The organism is Finegoldia sp. BIOML-A1 (assembly GCF_009678325.1).
Taxonomy (GTDB): domain Bacteria; phylum Bacillota; class Clostridia; order Tissierellales; family Peptoniphilaceae; genus Finegoldia; species Finegoldia magna.
In genome coordinates, this window is sequence record NZ_WKZF01000001.1 from 13,019 (window position 1) to 29,995 (window position 16,977).

General features: G+C 32.4%; 13 protein-coding genes. 1 reads left to right on the forward strand and 12 read right to left on the reverse strand.

What is annotated here, in order from left to right:
- Positions 1-57: 57 nt before the first annotated feature.
- The 6 genes from GKG00_RS08850 to GKG00_RS00085 form a co-directional block, all read right to left on the reverse strand.
- Complete coding sequence (locus GKG00_RS08850) at positions 58-897, reverse strand: DNA adenine methylase (RefSeq protein WP_172976484.1); 840 nt, start codon at positions 895-897, stop codon at positions 58-60.
- Complete coding sequence (locus GKG00_RS08855; protein WP_172976485.1) at positions 898-1,815, reverse strand: type II restriction endonuclease; 918 nt, start codon at positions 1,813-1,815, stop codon at positions 898-900.
- A 12-nt stretch (positions 1,816-1,827) separates the two neighbouring features.
- A complete protein-coding gene (locus GKG00_RS00070) occupies positions 1,828-2,577 on the reverse strand; it encodes a site-specific DNA-methyltransferase (RefSeq protein ID WP_206670711.1) in 750 nt (249 codons plus the stop codon).
- A 163-nt stretch (positions 2,578-2,740) separates the two neighbouring features.
- Positions 2,741-3,718 carry a CAMP factor family pore-forming toxin gene (locus GKG00_RS00075; protein WP_154253592.1) on the reverse strand — a complete coding sequence of 326 codons (978 nt, stop codon included), beginning with the start codon at positions 3,716-3,718 and terminating at the stop codon, positions 2,741-2,743.
- 12 nt (positions 3,719-3,730) lie between these two features.
- Positions 3,731-5,446 (reverse strand): CAMP factor family pore-forming toxin, encoded by a 1,716-nt coding sequence (locus GKG00_RS00080; RefSeq protein ID WP_154253593.1) that lies wholly within the window; start codon positions 5,444-5,446, stop codon positions 3,731-3,733.
- Positions 5,447-5,502: 56 nt separating this feature from the next.
- Positions 5,503-7,869 carry a lectin like domain-containing protein gene (locus GKG00_RS00085; protein WP_154253594.1) on the reverse strand — a complete coding sequence of 789 codons (2,367 nt, stop codon included), beginning with the start codon at positions 7,867-7,869 and terminating at the stop codon, positions 5,503-5,505.
- Positions 7,870-8,251: 382 nt separating this feature from the next.
- Between GKG00_RS00085 and GKG00_RS00090 the strand changes: the two genes are divergently transcribed.
- On the forward strand, positions 8,252-11,383 hold the full coding sequence (locus GKG00_RS00090; RefSeq protein WP_154253595.1) for a lectin like domain-containing protein: 3,132 nt from the start codon (positions 8,252-8,254) through the stop codon (positions 11,381-11,383).
- A gap of 40 nt (positions 11,384-11,423) precedes the next feature.
- Here the strand turns inward: GKG00_RS00090 and GKG00_RS00095 are convergent, their stop codons facing one another.
- Genes GKG00_RS00095 through GKG00_RS00120 form a run of 6 tightly spaced genes read right to left on the reverse strand, consistent with a single transcriptional unit; the run spans position 11,424 to position 16,965 of the window.
- Positions 11,424-12,164 carry an amino acid ABC transporter ATP-binding protein gene (locus tag GKG00_RS00095; RefSeq protein WP_094207367.1) on the reverse strand — a complete coding sequence of 247 codons (741 nt, stop codon included), beginning with the start codon at positions 12,162-12,164 and terminating at the stop codon, positions 11,424-11,426.
- On the reverse strand, positions 12,154-13,734 hold the full coding sequence (locus GKG00_RS00100; protein WP_154253596.1) for an ABC transporter permease subunit: 1,581 nt from the start codon (positions 13,732-13,734) through the stop codon (positions 12,154-12,156). Before GKG00_RS00100 ends, GKG00_RS00095 begins: the two co-directional genes overlap by 11 nt.
- Before the next feature lie 12 nt (positions 13,735-13,746).
- On the reverse strand, positions 13,747-14,481 hold the full coding sequence (gene truA, locus GKG00_RS00105) for a tRNA pseudouridine(38-40) synthase TruA (RefSeq protein WP_154253597.1): 735 nt from the start codon (positions 14,479-14,481) through the stop codon (positions 13,747-13,749).
- Positions 14,478-15,275 (reverse strand): energy-coupling factor transporter transmembrane component T, encoded by a 798-nt coding sequence (locus GKG00_RS00110; protein ID WP_154253598.1) that lies wholly within the window; start codon positions 15,273-15,275, stop codon positions 14,478-14,480. The genes truA and GKG00_RS00110 overlap by 4 nt, the downstream gene beginning before the upstream one ends.
- A complete protein-coding gene (locus GKG00_RS00115; RefSeq protein WP_154253599.1) occupies positions 15,272-16,123 on the reverse strand; it encodes an energy-coupling factor transporter ATPase in 852 nt (283 codons plus the stop codon). Before GKG00_RS00115 ends, GKG00_RS00110 begins: the two co-directional genes overlap by 4 nt.
- 5 nt (positions 16,124-16,128) lie before the next feature.
- The gene (locus GKG00_RS00120) at positions 16,129-16,965 is read right to left on the reverse strand and encodes an energy-coupling factor transporter ATPase (protein WP_154253600.1); all 837 of its coding nucleotides are present in this window, start codon (positions 16,963-16,965) and stop codon (positions 16,129-16,131) included.
- Between the last annotated feature and the right edge of the window lie 12 nt (positions 16,966-16,977).

Sequence of the window (16,977 nt, forward strand, 5' to 3'; positions counted from 1 at the left end):
AAGATGCTCATCTAATCTCTGATAAGCATCTTCTTTAATTTAAAAATATTAAACATCTTAATAATTTGTTATAATCAATTCATCAATTTTCCCTCTTTTTGAGGATACTGAGTTGATCATTCTCTTTGCACCTACAACTTTTATCTTATCTGAATAGTCTTTATATAGTTCATAAACTTTTGGAGAAGCTGAATTGGATAGCATTACAAAAACTCCCTTCTTATCAAGTTCTATAAAAGTATCTCTTAACTTAATTTGATCTTCTAAATTAAATCCATCTTTTGTATATGATGTAAATGAACTACTTTTTGAAATTGGTATATATGGAGGATCGAAATACACAAAATCTCCTTCATTTGCAGAATTTACAGCCTCAGTAAAATCAACGTTAAGTATTTCTATTGATGACGAATTTAAGTATTTGCTTATATTTTCTAGTAACTCATGATTAACTATCTTTGGTTTCTTATATTTACCATAAGGAACATTAAATTGTCCTTTACTATTTACCCTATATAATCCATTAAAATCTACCCTGAGCATATACATCATTCTAGCTGCTTTTTCAACATCCGATAAACATTCGTATTCTAATTTTCTGTCAAGCTCCCTGATTTTTAAATAGTATTCCTTGTTGTTTTTTTCCGAATGTTCTTTTAATAAACTAATCAATTCATAAGGGTTATCTCTTATTGACGTATAGCATCTTATCAAATCTGAATTAATATCATTGATGATTGCATTATTTGGCTTAATTTCAAAAAATAATGCTCCACCACCTACAAATGGCTCATAATAATTGTTATATGCTTTTGGCATATTTTTTCTTAACTCTGGTATTAACTGTCTTTTTCCTCCCGTCCATTTTGTAAATGGTATTAATTTATTATTTGTCAATCATATCTCCTTGCTTTTTTCTAGTACACACTCTAAATAGTCATCTTCAATCATTTTCAAATTATAAATATGTTCAATACTTTCCATAGCTTCTTCCATAGGAATCTTCGAAGTTTTCCATCCTTGACCATCTGTTATCCAAATAAAAGTTACATCATCAACAGAGCTTTCAATCAAATTATTTAATGTTCTAAATTCACCTGCAACAGATTTTAATTTAGAACCTCCTCCTCCATAATAATTAGTTTCAAATACATAAACTTTGTTTTTAAATGGATTAAACAGTGCTCCATCAAATCTTCTTGCTGATTTATCAACAGGGACTTTAATACCCCAAGAATCATAAATTTTACTAGATGTAGCTTGTTCTAAATGTTCAAACCCATATTTATCTGCAATATCTTTTAAAATTTTTGTTAAAATTGACTCCATTGTTTTACCAGATCTGTTTTTCCTAGCATTAGAATCAATTCCTGTTTCCACTCCGTAAACATAGTCAACTAAACTTCTATTTGCATGATATTTCATAAACTTAAAAAGTCCAGATTCATTGATAAAATCTATATATCTTTCAATATTTGTAATGTCAATATTATTGAAGTCTATTCCTTCAATATTCATTTCATTTTCGTTAATAAAAAGAACATTAATATATCTATCTCTACACCCTAATAAAATAGGTATTGTCCTTAATAAATCAGGTTGTTTATTAAATAAATTTCTAGCTTCATTTAATATATCATCTTTTCCAATTAAGTAATTTAATGTATTTAATTCAATTTCAAATTCTCTAGTATTTGTTGTAACCTTTTTCCAATTAACATAATATTCTGGAGTTCTATTAGTTAAACTAAGTGTATCTAAAAAATAATTAATTTTATTATGCGTATCTATTTTTTTAAATTCATAATAATCCATAACTATTCACCTTTACTTTCTCAACGCATTCAATAATCTTTTTCTTGCTATTTCGTAATATTCTTCTTCATATTCTATTCCGATACCTTTTCTATTTAAATTAATGCAAGCTTCTAAAGTTGTGCCGGAACCCATAAAACAATCAAGTACAGTGTCTCCTTTTTTTGATGAAGCTAATAAAATTCTTTCAATTATTTTAATTGGTTTTTGAGTAGGATGATTACCAAATACTTTCTCACTCTTTTTTATTACTGGTGTAATCCATACATCCTTCATTTGCTTACCACCGTTAATTTTTTTCATCAAGTCATAGTTAAAGTAATGTTTACTAGAGTATTCTCTTCTAGCCCAAATAATATTTTCTGTTGAGTGAGTAAACATCCTACAGGACATATTTGGTGGCGGATTTGATTTTTCCCAAGTTATATTGTTTAAAATTTTAAAATTCAATTTTTGCAAAAAATATCCTATACAATAAATATTATGCATGCTTCCAAAAACCCATATAGTACCATTTGGCTTTAAAATCCTCTTGGCTTGTATAAGAAATTCTTCATAAAATGTTTCAATTGGTATTTTAGGTTTATCCCAATTTCCTTTGTCAACAGAAGCTATCTTACCACCTTTACAGGTTATTCCTCCATTTGATAAAAAATATGGTGGATCCGTCAGAATTACATCTACACTTTCATCTTTTAATTTCGGCAAAATTTCAAATGCATCAGCTTTGAATATAGTGATATCTTGACTTAAGTTTTCCACTTCTTATCCCCTCTAGTAATTAATTTAAGTTTACAGATTACTATAATATTATAATTTAAACTTATTAATAAATCCAATTTTACTTATGACAAAAATAAAAATGGATGTTTCATTTATAATGAGGAACATCCATTTTAGTTTATTTTTCTAATCTTAATAAATTTTATTCATAGTAAGATTGGAATTGTTGTACTAATTGAGCTGCAATAACACTTGATGGTCTGATTTTTGCCAATTCTTGTTTTGCACGGTCAATTGCTTTACCAACTTCAACTCTCTTGTCGCCATGTCTTCTAGCTCTTATAGCTTTGTTCATAGCTTCTTTTAATGTTTCGATTTCTGTTTTTGTAGCTCTGTAATCTTCACTGTTTAATGCTTCGAATACTGCTTGGTCTAATCTATCGCCTAATTGGTAAATTTCAGCTACAGTTGCTTGTGGTCTTAATCTTAAAGCTGTAATTTCACTGATTTCAGCGTTTAATTTTTTGATTACTGCATCAGACATATTTTTCAATTCGTGATATTTTAATGATCTAGCTTTTGCTAATTTGTGATCCAAATCAGATCTTACATAGATGTTTGCAGTATCATTCAATCCAGCATCTGGGTAGCTAAGTAATTTTTGTGATAATGCTTCGAATTGTGCCATGTAAACTTTCATGTCTTCAACTGTGTGGAATGGAGATGCTGCGATTACAAATCCTCCGAAGATATATTCAGCGATTTCTGCATGTGCTGCATCTACTTTGTATCTTAATTGAGTTGTAGCGAATCTGATTGCTCTTCCCATTCTTCCCAATAACAATAATCTTTGTGGAATAGATGATAAATCATAAATATCTGCTACTCCCATTCCTACTGCTGTTTGGTCTATTTTGTCGCTGATTTCAAGAGAAGTTTCGTTGAATTTGTCAACCATTTCTTGTTCGTCTTCTCTTTTAACTTGGATTGAGTTAACTTCGTTTTGAATTGATTTGATTTGTCTTTTGTAAACTTCTGCTTCATCAATTCCTAATTTTTCAGTTTCTTCTGCGCCTTGAACGATTTCAAGTTTATCTTCTTGTGCATAAGATACTGCTGGTGCTACTGTTCCCAATAACATACTAGATAGTAATACTACTGATAATGCTTTTTTTAACATATTTTTCATCTCCTAATAATTTAGTTCAAATGTTTTTACTTGGTCTTTTAATTCGATTTTAACGTTGAAATCTTTAACCCATGTTCCAAATTCAAATCCGTTGTATTTAACTGATGCAACTCCGTTGTTGAAGTAAACTTCTCTTTCAATTGCTTTTTTAGTGTTTGACACTGTTACTTTTGCTGGTCCGTTGTACTTTTTACCATTTTTAGTTGCTTTGAATTCGATTGAGAATATTCCAGCTTTTCTTTCTGAAGGGTTGATTTCTGTTATTTGATATTCGTCTTTGTCAACTTTTTTGATTACGTTTAGTTTGAATTTATTAGTTACTCCGTTTTTTGTAGTTGCCGTTATTGTAGTTGATCCTTCTGCAACTGCTTCGATTGTTCCTTTTTCATTAACTGTTGCGATAGCTTCGTTGTCTGATTTGTAAGAAACTTCTTTTTCTAATGCATTTTCAGGGAATACAAATGTCTTTGATGCTAAATCAAATGTATCTCCAATTTTTAATGTAGTAGATTTTACTGAGAAACCAATATTTTTAACTTCATAAAGATCTTTTCCAACTGAAGAGTTATCTCCAACTACCCCGCCACCATTTGTATTAGTGTTAAGGTATTCTGAGTTTTCTCCTGTAGCTTGTAAGAATGGAATTCCTTCCACGCTGTGACCAGGTTCTACGATGTGAAGTTCAAAGTTTGATTTTGCATATCCATCTTTTGAAACTACTGTAATCATAACAGTTCCAGTTCTTAGTGGAATGATTGTTTTTCCAACGACTCTTGCCATGAATGCATTTGATGAGTAGATGAATACTTCTTTGTCTTTAACTTCGTTAGGTCTTACTATTGGGCTGATTGTTGTTGTTTTGTTGATTGAGATGGCTCCCATGTTGCCTTCTTTAAATTCAATTTTTTCAGCCTTGATTTTTGGTCCAGTAATTTTTTCCATTGCTTCGTGAAGTTTCTTAACTTGTTCGTCTAATTCACCACATTTTACTGTGATTCTGAATTGCAATCCTACTGTTTTTGAAATTTCTTCACTTAATTCTCTTACGATAAATGAATTACCAAATCTTGTTCTTGAAGCACGTACTTTTTTAGCTTCTCTGATTTCTCTCCAAACTGCAGCTTTTTTGTAGATAGTGGCTATATCATTTGGCCCTAAATCAGGATAAGCTAACAATTCTTGTTCCAATTGATCAAATTTTTGGATGTAATCCATAATTTGAGCTTCACTAGCAAAAGGATTAACAGCATATAATAAACCAGTTATTATATATTCTGTTATTTTAGTGTGAGCTGCTACAACTTTGTTAGATAATTCAGTAGTTGCAAATCTGATTGCTCTACCAATTCTAATCATCAATTGTACTCTTACTGGAATTGTAGATAAATCATAGATTGTGTTTTCTAATGCTCCTACAGCTTCTGCACTTCCTACTGCTTGGCGTTGTTTCATTTCAGCTACTTTGATTTCTTTGTCTAAGAAATCATGTGCTTCATAAAACTGATCCATAACTTCCTTGTACTTTTCATCAGCTGGTTCTATGTCTTCAACTGATTTTACAGCTTGTGTCAAACCTTCTTTTAATTCTGAGATTTCAAGTTTAGGTTCTTCTTGTTGTACTTCCAAAGAATCTGCGAAAACTTCACTCAAAGGTGCAACAGCTATAAAAGTCATAGCGAACACTAAAATCATTGCTAATGATTTCTTTAAATGTTTCATATTTCCCTCCTATGAACTAAATATTTTGTTTAACAATCGGCACTACCCGTTATTGATTAAAACCCAAATTTTATGGTCTCTTCGTGATTTCTAATAGTTATAGTCGCTTCGAAATCTTTTCTCCACACTCCAAATTGACCTCCGTGGAATTTAGATTGTGCATGACCTGAGTTGAAATATATTGTCCTAGTTAATTTTCTATTGCCACTTTTTACTGTTAATTTTGCTGGACCAGAATATCCTCTGTCTCCTTCTTTTACATCTATAAATACAGTGAATATACCAGCGTGTCTTTTAGATGGTGCAAACTTTTCAACAGTAATTTCGCCTTTTTCTTTTGGTATTACAATTATTGTAATGCTTGTTTGTAATCCTTCTTTTGTTTTTATATCTACCTTTGTTCTTCCAATTTTTTTAGCAGTAATCACTGATTTTGAATCAATGTCAATTATGTCAGTGTTACTTATACTAAAATCAAAATTTCTTGTAGCAGTTTGTGGATAAGTTAAAATTTTTGGATCCAAATTAAACTTATCGCCTTGTTTGATAGTCACTGATGGAACTGATACTCCCAAACTTCTAACAACTTTAGGATCTAATTCTTGATTATCTATTGGTGGTTTAGGTGGTATAACTGGGATTTCTGTATTATCCGGATCTGTTTTTGGATCGTAATCATTATCCCCTATTACTTCAATCATTTTTCTATCAGGAACTCTAATTCCTTCTGGAGCTACCAATAGATTAAATCTTTGTGTAATTTTTCCATCGACTGTTTTTATCAAAATATTTGCATTTCCAACATTTACTGGATATACTGTTCCGTCGTTCTTTACAACTGCAACATTTTTATCCAATGATTCAAAAACAACTGGATCGTTGTTAAATTTTTCTGGTTGAACTGTCGCGTGAAGTTTTCCTTTCTTCTTAACGCTTATGAATCCTTGGCTACCTTCTTTTACAGTGATTGAAGTTGGTTCTTCGATTACTTCATCCGGATCAACTTCTGGAACTGTATCTCTTGGAAGAACTTCTCCAGTAGTTCCGATAGCTTTGATACAAGCATTTGCGTTTTTAACTTCTTTAGTCAAATCAGTCCATTTTTCACCTTGTGATGAAACATAGGATTGACCTTCTTGTGCTTTTGCTTTTGAAGCATAATCTGCAATCGGCATTTCAATAGGCATTGGATATTTGTAATTAGCAGCTGATGAATCCATGTACGCTACTATTGCAAACTTTTCTCCCTTTTTTACTTTGATTTGTGTAGTATCCAATGTGTAATATCCAGGATATTCAATTACACCGCTGCCGATTTCTTCTCTTTTGGCTGCCAAATCATCTGTAGATTGCAAATCTCTTACAATGTACAATTTGTATTGTGTATTCATCGCAACTGTGAACAAACCTGCTTGATAAATTGTTTGATCTTCATCAGAAGTAAATACATTCGCAATGTAGCCTTGCATATTGTATCCAACACTTCTTGTTGCTCCGAAATCGTCGTATTGTGAAATTACAGCATTAGGATCTTTTCTTTGAGGAATGAAGACTGCATTGGACTTACCACAGAAACCATCGTAATATGATACGTAATAGTAACCGCCATCCATGAAGCTTGTTCCCCAACTATTTTTTACAATCCATGCTCCATCTCCAGGAGCCTTTGCTTGGAATAAATTTTTTGAAAAATTATCATCCCATCCTACAATTGTTCCTGCGTGATCTGCTTTTCCACTTCCTGGATTGTAATAACTTTTAGTCTCTTTCTTTTCGTAATATTTTTGAGAACTTAAAGTTGTGTACACTCCACCGTATTCCATAATAGCTTGTTTGATAACATTTGTTTCATTTGCATTGTGAACATCTGGAAGATATATAACTTTATCAAGATCAAAAGCTCTTTTGACATTTGTAGGTGAAACATTGATGTAAGCATCGTAAGGATCGTCCTTTTCTAGAATCGGACCAGTTCCTCTCGCAAGATATGAAGTTGCAATATCTCTGTTACCTCCATCATTTGGACCCCAATCGAACCCATGCATGTTTCTCATGTGTTTTTCACTAAAATCAAATTCTTTTCCAAATAATTTTAAATAAGACTCCATGGAACCATATGTAGCAAATGTCCAGCAGGAACCATTTTGTCCTTGATTTTTGACTGAAGAAACTCTGTTAGTTTTTCTCAAATCATATTTTGCTGGTAATGCTGCTCTAGATGCTGAACGAACTGAATCGTAAGATGTCTTCAATGGAGAGATTAACAATTCGTCATCCTTGGAATTTTCTTCAAAACTATTTTCAACAGGACTTAATTCTAGTTTAGAATTTTTGTTTTCATCTGCAAACGTTGGACCAGTAACTAACATCGATGAAACTAGAACTGTTCCTAGTAGTAGACTCAGAATTTTTTTGATTTTCATAACGACCTCCTATTGAAATATACTACTAAATTAATAGCCTTAATAAATATGCTCTAATTTTAAAAGTTATTTTAAGTCTAGATATTTATTAATTTAGTTTTTGGTATTTGTTGAGTTTATTATATCACATAATTTCAAAAAATCTATATTATTAAGGAAATTTTACGTTAATTATTTAAAAAATTACATTTTTTAAAATGGATTTTAACATACTACAGTATTAAAAGATTGAAAATCACAATATCCCGCTTTTTTATGAATTTGTTCGAGATGTATATTTATTCTTCCAAAAGTAGTATAATATAGTTGTTAATTCTTAATAGTGTTATGTATACTATTTTAGTCCTGAATTAATATTTAAAATCATTGCAAGGAGTTGAATATGAAAAGAAAAAATTTATTGCTTTTTATTGCGGTTTTTACGTTGCAATCACTGTTTTCTACAAGTTTTGCAGAAAGTCAAAACAAATTCAAATTAAACGATGATTTAACTGTAAAAGAAATCGATTTTTCTGAAGCGCCTCGTAATCCCGCATTTAGCAGGCAAATGAGTAGTCCTAAGACTACTAAAAACTACGGCTCAAACGAAGATCCTTTCTTGGTTAATACAAACTACGATTTGTTTAATCAAAAGGAAGACATTCCAAGACAAAAGGCTTATGGAATTCCTGCAAACTACGATTTGCGTCAGCACAACAGAGTTACTCCCGTAAAAGCTCAGGGACCAAACGGATCATGTTGGGCGTTTGCTACTTATGGTTCTGCAGAATCGAATATGCTCACGAATGGTCAATTCACAGATTTTTCTGAAAAACATTTGAGAAACACTCATGGTTTTGACTGGGGTCCTGATCAAGGTGGTACAAGAGCAGTCGCTGCAGCTTATCTATCAAGATGGTCTGGACCAATTTGGGAAAAAGACGATCCTTATTCTGCTTACGATTTTAGCTCTCCATATAATTTACTTCCAGCAAAGGAATTGAAGGAAGCTTTGTACATTCCAGATGTAAACAATAATCAAGATCGTGATAGATTAAAAAGAGCAATAATGAGATACGGTGCATCTTACACAACTGTAAATGGTGACACAAATTATACTAATTTCTATACTATGAGTCATTACAATCCTGGTTATGGTTGGCAAAATCACGCTGTAACTATTATAGGATGGGACGATGATTATTCAAGATACAATTTCGGGCTAACCCCACCTGGAGACGGCGCTTGGCTTGTAAAAAATAGTTGGGGCGATCGTTGGGGAAATCAAGGTGGATATTATCACGTATCCTATTATGATGCTCACATTTCCAAGGGAAACTGCATTTTTGTTTTAAAGGAAAAAGATAGAAATAAATCCATATGGTATTATGACGATTTAGGAATGACAGATAGCATCGGCTACAATCAAACTGGTTGGTTTTCAAATATTTTTGGTCCTGTTAGTAGAACTAGCCAAATCGACGAGGTTGGTTTCTTCGTTCCATCAAACGGTGCCCAATACGAAATTTATGTAAATACAAATATCGGTGGAAATAGTGGTTTCAATGATAAAGTTTTGGTTGCACGTGGAACTGTGGAAAACGCAGGATATACAACTGTCAAATTCAATCCACAAAAAATAAATGCAGGAGCTTATTTTGCACCAATTGTAAAACTTACAACTCCTGGTTACAGCTACCCTATTCCAATTGAATCTATGATTTACGGATATTCTTCAAGAGCAAGATCTGGATACAATCAATCATTTATTTCTAACGATGGATATAATTGGTCTGATTTGGCGAGAAACAGAGCAAACGCAAATGTATGCTTAAAAGCTTTCACAAAACCATATTCAGGAACCAATATCGATCCAACACCAGACCCTGATCCAGTGGATCCTACTCCACAACCAGATGTTCCTGAACCCGATCAAGAAATTAGAGTAAATAAAATCACAGTGTCAGAAGATAATATTTCTTTAAGAGAAGGAGAAGACACACAAATCAATGCAAAAGTTTATCCAGAAAATGTTACAAACAAGGAATTGATGTGGTCATCCTCTAACACAAATGTGTGTGCTGTAGATAATTCTGGATTAATAAGAGCTTTAAATCCTGGACAATGCTATGTAACTGTTAAGTCTGCAGACAATCCTAGAATTTTGCAATACATCAGAGTTAACGTACTAGAAAATGAAAAGCCAAATATTGATGATAGTGTTGACAAAGATGTTAAAGTACAAAGTATTATTATGTATCCTTCCTATAAAAAAGCAAAAGTCGGAGACAAATTCAGAATTGATACTAGAATATTACCTGCAAATGCCAAAAATCACGATATAACTTGGGAAAGTTCAGATGAAAACATCGCATCAGTAGATAATGCTATGGTTGTGTGCAACAATCCAGGTAAAGTTAAAATATTTGCCAAAGCAAAAGACGGTTCAAATGTTTCAAACTTTGCTGTAATTTATGTAGAGGGTGACAGCCCTGAAAGCAATATGGCAGTAAATATTAAGTCCAATGTCTACAGAAATTCAATATCTATCGGTAATACTAATAATATTTCCGCTGTAGTAACAGATTCAAACAAACGAAATATAAAAGGTGCAAAAGTCAAATTCACAATTACCAAACCATCTAAGAAATTAATAGAAAAAGAATTGACTACAAACTACCGTGGACAATCTATACTATATTTAAAAGCCGACGAATTGGATGAAGCTGGAACTTACGATGTAAATATCACTGCGACAGATTCAAAAGGCAATACTAACGAAGATAATGTAAGTTTTGAAGTAAAAGATAACAGAATAGCTTTTGAAACTAAAGTTGATTTGGACAATACAGAAATCAAATTGAACCAAAATTCTATGATAACTGTAACTTCTAAGACTAATACAAGAAGAATTTCAGGTGCAGATGTAGTATTAAGCATCACTGATGAAAATGATAATAAACAAGAAAAAAGATTTAGAACTGATAGCTACGGTAATTGTTACTACACATTCAGACCAGAAAAACCAGGAAGATATTATATTGAAGCCACAGTTTCAAAAACCGGCTACAAAAATTCTTCAGCAAACACAACACTTATTGTTAAAGAATCAGAAAACAAACCTGAAACAAAACAAACTGTAAATTTGAAGTTCGTAACAGACAAAAAGTCATACAATCTTAATGATACAGCGAACATTAAAATATTTGCTACAGATGAAAACAACAAGAAAATTGCTAATTTAAAATTAAATATTAGAATTAGAAATCAAAAAGGATTCGATCAAACAATTACAAAAACAACTGATTCAAATGGTGTCGCAACAATGTTTATAAAACAACAAACTGCAACATCACCAACAGATTTCACTGTAAAAGCTTGGTGTGAATCAAATCCAAACACTTCATTTGATTTCAAGGTTTCATTTGGTAGTTCAGATAAACTTCAAATCAATTCAATCTACAGTCCTTATAATTTGTACAGCAAATATAACAACAACTATGTAATTCACAATTATATTAGAAATATCAGATAAAATTAACGCCCTTTATCATGTGTGATAAAGGGTGTCTATTTTAGTTATTCAAATAATTTTTCAAGAATTCTTTTACTCTTTCGTGTTTTGGATTTGTGAACATTGTTTTTGGATCTGTATCTTCAATGATGTAACCTTCATTCATGAAACAAACTCTTGTGGACACATCTCTTGCGAATTGCATTTCATGTGTTACCACAACCATTGTCATTCCAGATTCTGCAAGTTTTGACATTACTTGCAATACGTCGTTAACCATTTCAGGATCTAGTGCAGATGTTGGTTCGTCGAACAATAAAACTTCTGGATTCATACACAATGCTCTAGCAATGGCAACTCTTTGTTTTTGTCCACCTGATAGCATGCTAGGTTTTTTGTGTGCATGATCTATCATTCCTACAAGTTCCAAATATTTTTTAGCTTCTTTGACTGCAGATTCCTTGTCTCTATTTAAAACTTTGATTTGAGCGACAGTGCAATTATCCAAGACACTCATATTTTCAAACAAATAAAATTGTTGAAATACCATGCCTACTTTGGATCTGAATTTATTTTGATTAAATTTGGAAGAAAGTATGGATTCTCCATGATACAAAATATCTCCACCTGTTGGTTTTTCAAGTAAATTGATGCATCTTAACATAGTAGACTTACCAGAACCTGATGATCCGATTATAGATAGAACTTCTCCTTTTGATATCGTAAAGTTGATATCTTTTAGAACTTCTACTCCGTCGTAGCTTTTTTTCAAATGCTGTAATTCTATTATTTTATTTTCCATTGAACATTCCTCCAGTAGTAGCTTCCATTACGTATTCTCTGTTATTTGATTTCTTTTCAATAAATAATAAAAGTCTTGTTAAAGAGAATGTCAACACGAAATATATAATGCAAGTAACTGCATAAGTTTCAAATATATTATAAGTTGAGCCTGCAATTGATTTAGATACGAAGAATAATTCTGTAACACTGATTACGTTCAATACTGATGTATCCTTAATGTTGATTACAAACTCATTTCCTATAGATGGCAAAATGTTTTTGATTGCTTGTGGCAATATTACATTAATCATGGATTGACCGTGGGTCATTCCCAAAGCCTTACAAGCTTCCATTTGTCCGACATCGACAGAATTAATTCCACCACGTACAACTTCTGACAAATAAGCTCCTGTGTTGACACTAACAATGAACAAAGCTGCACTAATTGGCGCCATATCAATTCCAAGATATAATTTGGCTCCAAAATAAATCAACATTGATTGTACCATCATTGGTGTTCCTCTGAATATTTCAACATAGCAAGCTAAAATAAAATTGATAACTTTGTGAAGATAATAAGTAAATTTGTTTTTATCTTTATCTAGTTTCATATTTCTAATAACTGCAACAAGTATTCCGATTAGAAATCCAATAATTGTCGAAACACTGGCTATAAACAATGTCATCAAAGCCCCTTTTAAGAAAAGTGATCCGTATTCATTAAAAATGCTTTTTACTTTTGATAAGAATCCTTGTGGTTGGTCTTTTTCCACGTTCAATCTTACCATTTCCTGCATCAACTTATCTCTTTCTTCTGGACTTATTTTCTTCAAAGCTTCGTTGATTTTTTCTGTCAAATCAGAATTTTTCTTCACACCGATTGCAATTGATGTATCTTCAGCTGATGTTTCAAATCCCGAACCTTTTTCAAATTCAATGTATGAAAGCTCAGCATTAGATGCTTCTGCACTTAATGCTTGTGGTTTTTCGGCCACATATCCATCTATCTTCTCCGCCAAAACTGCAGACAGCATTGATGGAAAACTTTCCATTGCTGGTAGTTTGTCGCAATCTTTGATTTGATCAATTACTGTATAGTGGAATGTGTTCAATTGACCAGTAATTTTAAAATCTTTTAAATCATTTAATGATTTTGCTTTGATATATTTACTGTCTTTTTTTGTTACAATTACCAAATCAGAACTGTAATAAGTATCTGAAAAATCAATTTGTTCTTTTCTTTCTTTTGTTGGACTCATTCCTGCAATTATCGCATCAACTTTTCCGCTCATAACTGCCGGTGCAAGTCCGTCCCACTCCATTTTTACTACAACTAATTTCTTGCCCAAACTGTCGGAGATTTTTTTAGCTATTTGCAAGTCGTATCCGTTTGCATATTCACCTTTGCTGTTTTCAATAGGATAGGCTCCATTTTCATCTGTCGATTGTGACCAGTTAAACGGTGCGTAGTTCGCCTCCATTCCTATTACAAATGTATCTTTTTCTGCAAAAGATTCGGTGTCAATGAAAACAAACATCATCATTAGTATCATAAGTACGCTGATGAGTTTTCTGGTAAAGTTTTTCATTTACTCCCCCTTTTAATATTCGATATCCATTAAATACAATCCACAAGGTTCAATCGTAATTCCTGCAGACTGTCTGTCTTTATTTTCCAAAGCATTTTTAAGCCATTCTATGCTTTTTCTCCCTCTGGCTACATCAACCATGCTTCCAACCAAAATTCTAACCATATTCCTAAGAAAGCTTTCCGCCTTAAATGTAAATACAATATCGTTGTCTATTCTTTCGATTGTAATTTCATCAATAGTTCTAATTGGATTGGTATCTTCTTCCAAATCATTAACGAATGATGTAAAATCATGTTTTCCAATGAGCATATCTCTGCATTTTAGCAACAAATCAAAATCTAAGTAGTATTTTCTATGACCCTTATAGTCATTAAACCAAGGCTCCATATAGTATTTGTTGCATAAAATGTATTTATATGTCTTTGATTTTGCACTAAATCTCGCATGAAAATCCAAATCCACTTCTTCTGATTTTACTATGACAATTGAATCACTCGTGAAGTGGTTGACTCCCATTAGAAATTGGTTTGCCGAAATATCAGTGTCAACAATGAAGTTACATACTTGACCTTTTGCATGAACTCCTTTGTCAGTTCTTCCAGCTCCATTTATTTTGACTGGTTGATTAACCATTTTTGTCACTGCTTTTTCTATTTCTAATTGTACGGATGGCAAATCATTCAACTTCTGCCATCCGTAAAATTTTGAACCATCATATTGAACTGTCAGTTTTATATTTTTCATATTATTCTACTCACAATAATTAAAATGAATAATAAAATAATAACAGCATAAGCTATGAAATCTCGCTTTTGATAGGATAATTCATTCAGCCTTGTCCTTCCTTCTCCTCCACGATAACACCTAGCTTCCATGGCTACTGCAAGTTCTCCTGCTATTTTTAACGCATTTATAAACAATGGAACTAGAAGTGGTACGAGGTTTTTAGCTCTCTTGATTATATTTCCCGATTCAAAATCTGCGCCTCTAGCCATTTGAGCTTTCATTATTTTGTCTGTTTCTTCAAATAACGTCGGAATAAATCTAAGAGCTATCGTCATCATCATTGCAAATTGATGAGCAGGAAATCCTATTTTAGCAAAGGGATGAAGCATTTTTTCCATAGCATCTGTCAATTCGATTGGTGATGTTGTCAAGGTCAATAAACTCGTACCTAAAACCAAGAATATCAATCTAAATGCCATAAAAAATCCCAAGTTCAATCCTGATTTTGTAACAGTAAATATTTTCCATTTCCACACAACTTCACCTGGTGTCATCAATACGTTAAGTATAAAAGTCAACAAAATAATTGGAAGAAGTGGTTTAACTCCTTTGAATACAAAATTTGGTTTTATTTTTGAAATTTTGATTATAGCTATTAGGAACACCAATACAGGTGCGTATACCCAAAGTTTACTTATAAGAAATATCGCAATAATATATAAAAATACAAATGTTACCTTTACTCTTGGATCAAGCTTGTGAATAATACTATCAGATGCAAAATATTGACCAATTGTTATATCTTTTATCATGATTTTGCCTCCATAGCATTTTTGATGCTTTCATAGGCTTGCTCAACATTCAAGCAATCCGTTTTTAAATCTATTCCCTTTTCTTTCAATCTTCTCACAACTTGTGTAGATTGTGGAATGCTAAGTCCTATTTCTTGTAGCTCTTTTTCTTTACTAAACACAACTTCTGGTGTATCGTCCATAAAGATCTGACTTTTGTCGATAACAATTACTCTGTTGCAAAGTTTTGCGATATCTTCCATGCTATGACTTACCAAAATAACTGTCATGTCTTCTCTTTCAAAAAGTTGTTTTATTTGATTTAAAATCATATCGCGTCCCAATGGATCGAGCCCTGCAGTTGGTTCATCTAGTACTAAAAATTTTGGTTTCATCGCCAAAACACCTGCAATTGCAACTCTTCTTTTTTGTCCTCCGGATAATTCGAATGGTGATTTTTCTTTCATGTGTTCTACATCCAAACCAACAGCATCACAAGCCCACTCTACACGTTCTTTGATTTCTTTATCTGTAAGTCCCAAATTCTTCGGTCCAAATTCAATGTCTTTGTAGCAAGTTTCTTCAAATAGTTGATACTCTGGATATTGAAATACTAATCCAACATTTTTTCTTATATCTGTTTTTACTTTTGTCTTTGTTGATATCCCGTCAACCAAAACATCGCCACCTGTTGGTTCCAATAATCCATTTAAATGTTGTGCTAGTGTTGATTTGCCGCTTCCAGTGTGTCCTATAATTCCAATAAATTCTCCAAGATTTATCTCTAAATTGATATCTTTGAGGGCTACTTTTTCAAATGGATTTGATTTGTTATAAATATGTTCTAAATTTTTGCATTCTATCTTCATATCTATCACCTAACACTCTCCAAAGCTTCAACGAGTTCGTCTACAGTAAGGACATCAGCTCTCACATTTATATTTGATTTATTTAAAAGGTAGCTGATTTCAGTAGGCTCTGGAACATCAAGACCAATTTCTTTCATTTGTTCGACATTTGAGAAAACTTCCCTTGGAGTTCCTTCAAGCACTACATCACCCTCATTAATCACGATTATTCTGTCGGCATTTACACATTCTTCCATGTAATGGGTAATGTGGATTATAGTTTTGCCCATTTCTCTTAGTTTCAAAACAGTATTTAAGATGTCTTTTCGTCCTTGTGGATCGAGCATTGCTGTCGGCTCATCCATTAGCAAACACTTTGGATTCATTGCTAGTATACCTGCAATTGCAATTCTTTGTTTTTGACCGCCAGATAATAGCGCCGGTGAATGTCTCTTGTACTCACTCATTCCCACAAGTTCGAGGCATTCATCTACTCTTTTTCTAAGTTCTTCTCTTGGTACTCCCAAGTTTTCGGGACCAAATGCAACATCCTCTTCGACGATTGTCGCTACCAATTGATTGTCAGGATTTTGGAACACCATCCCGCACATTTCACGAATATTCCACAAATTATCGTCATCTTTTGTATTCATATTCCCAACTAAGATATCCCCTTCTGTTGGAATATATTGAGCATTAATGAGTTTTGCTAATGTAGACTTTCCAGACCCATTATGACCTAATACGCAGATGAATTCTCCCTCTTTAATATCTATGTTTAAGTTTTTTAATACTTTTTTTGATGAACCTTCATATTGAAAACTTAAGTTTTTTATTTCTATGATGTTTGTATCCTTTTTCATCAAAACTCCTCA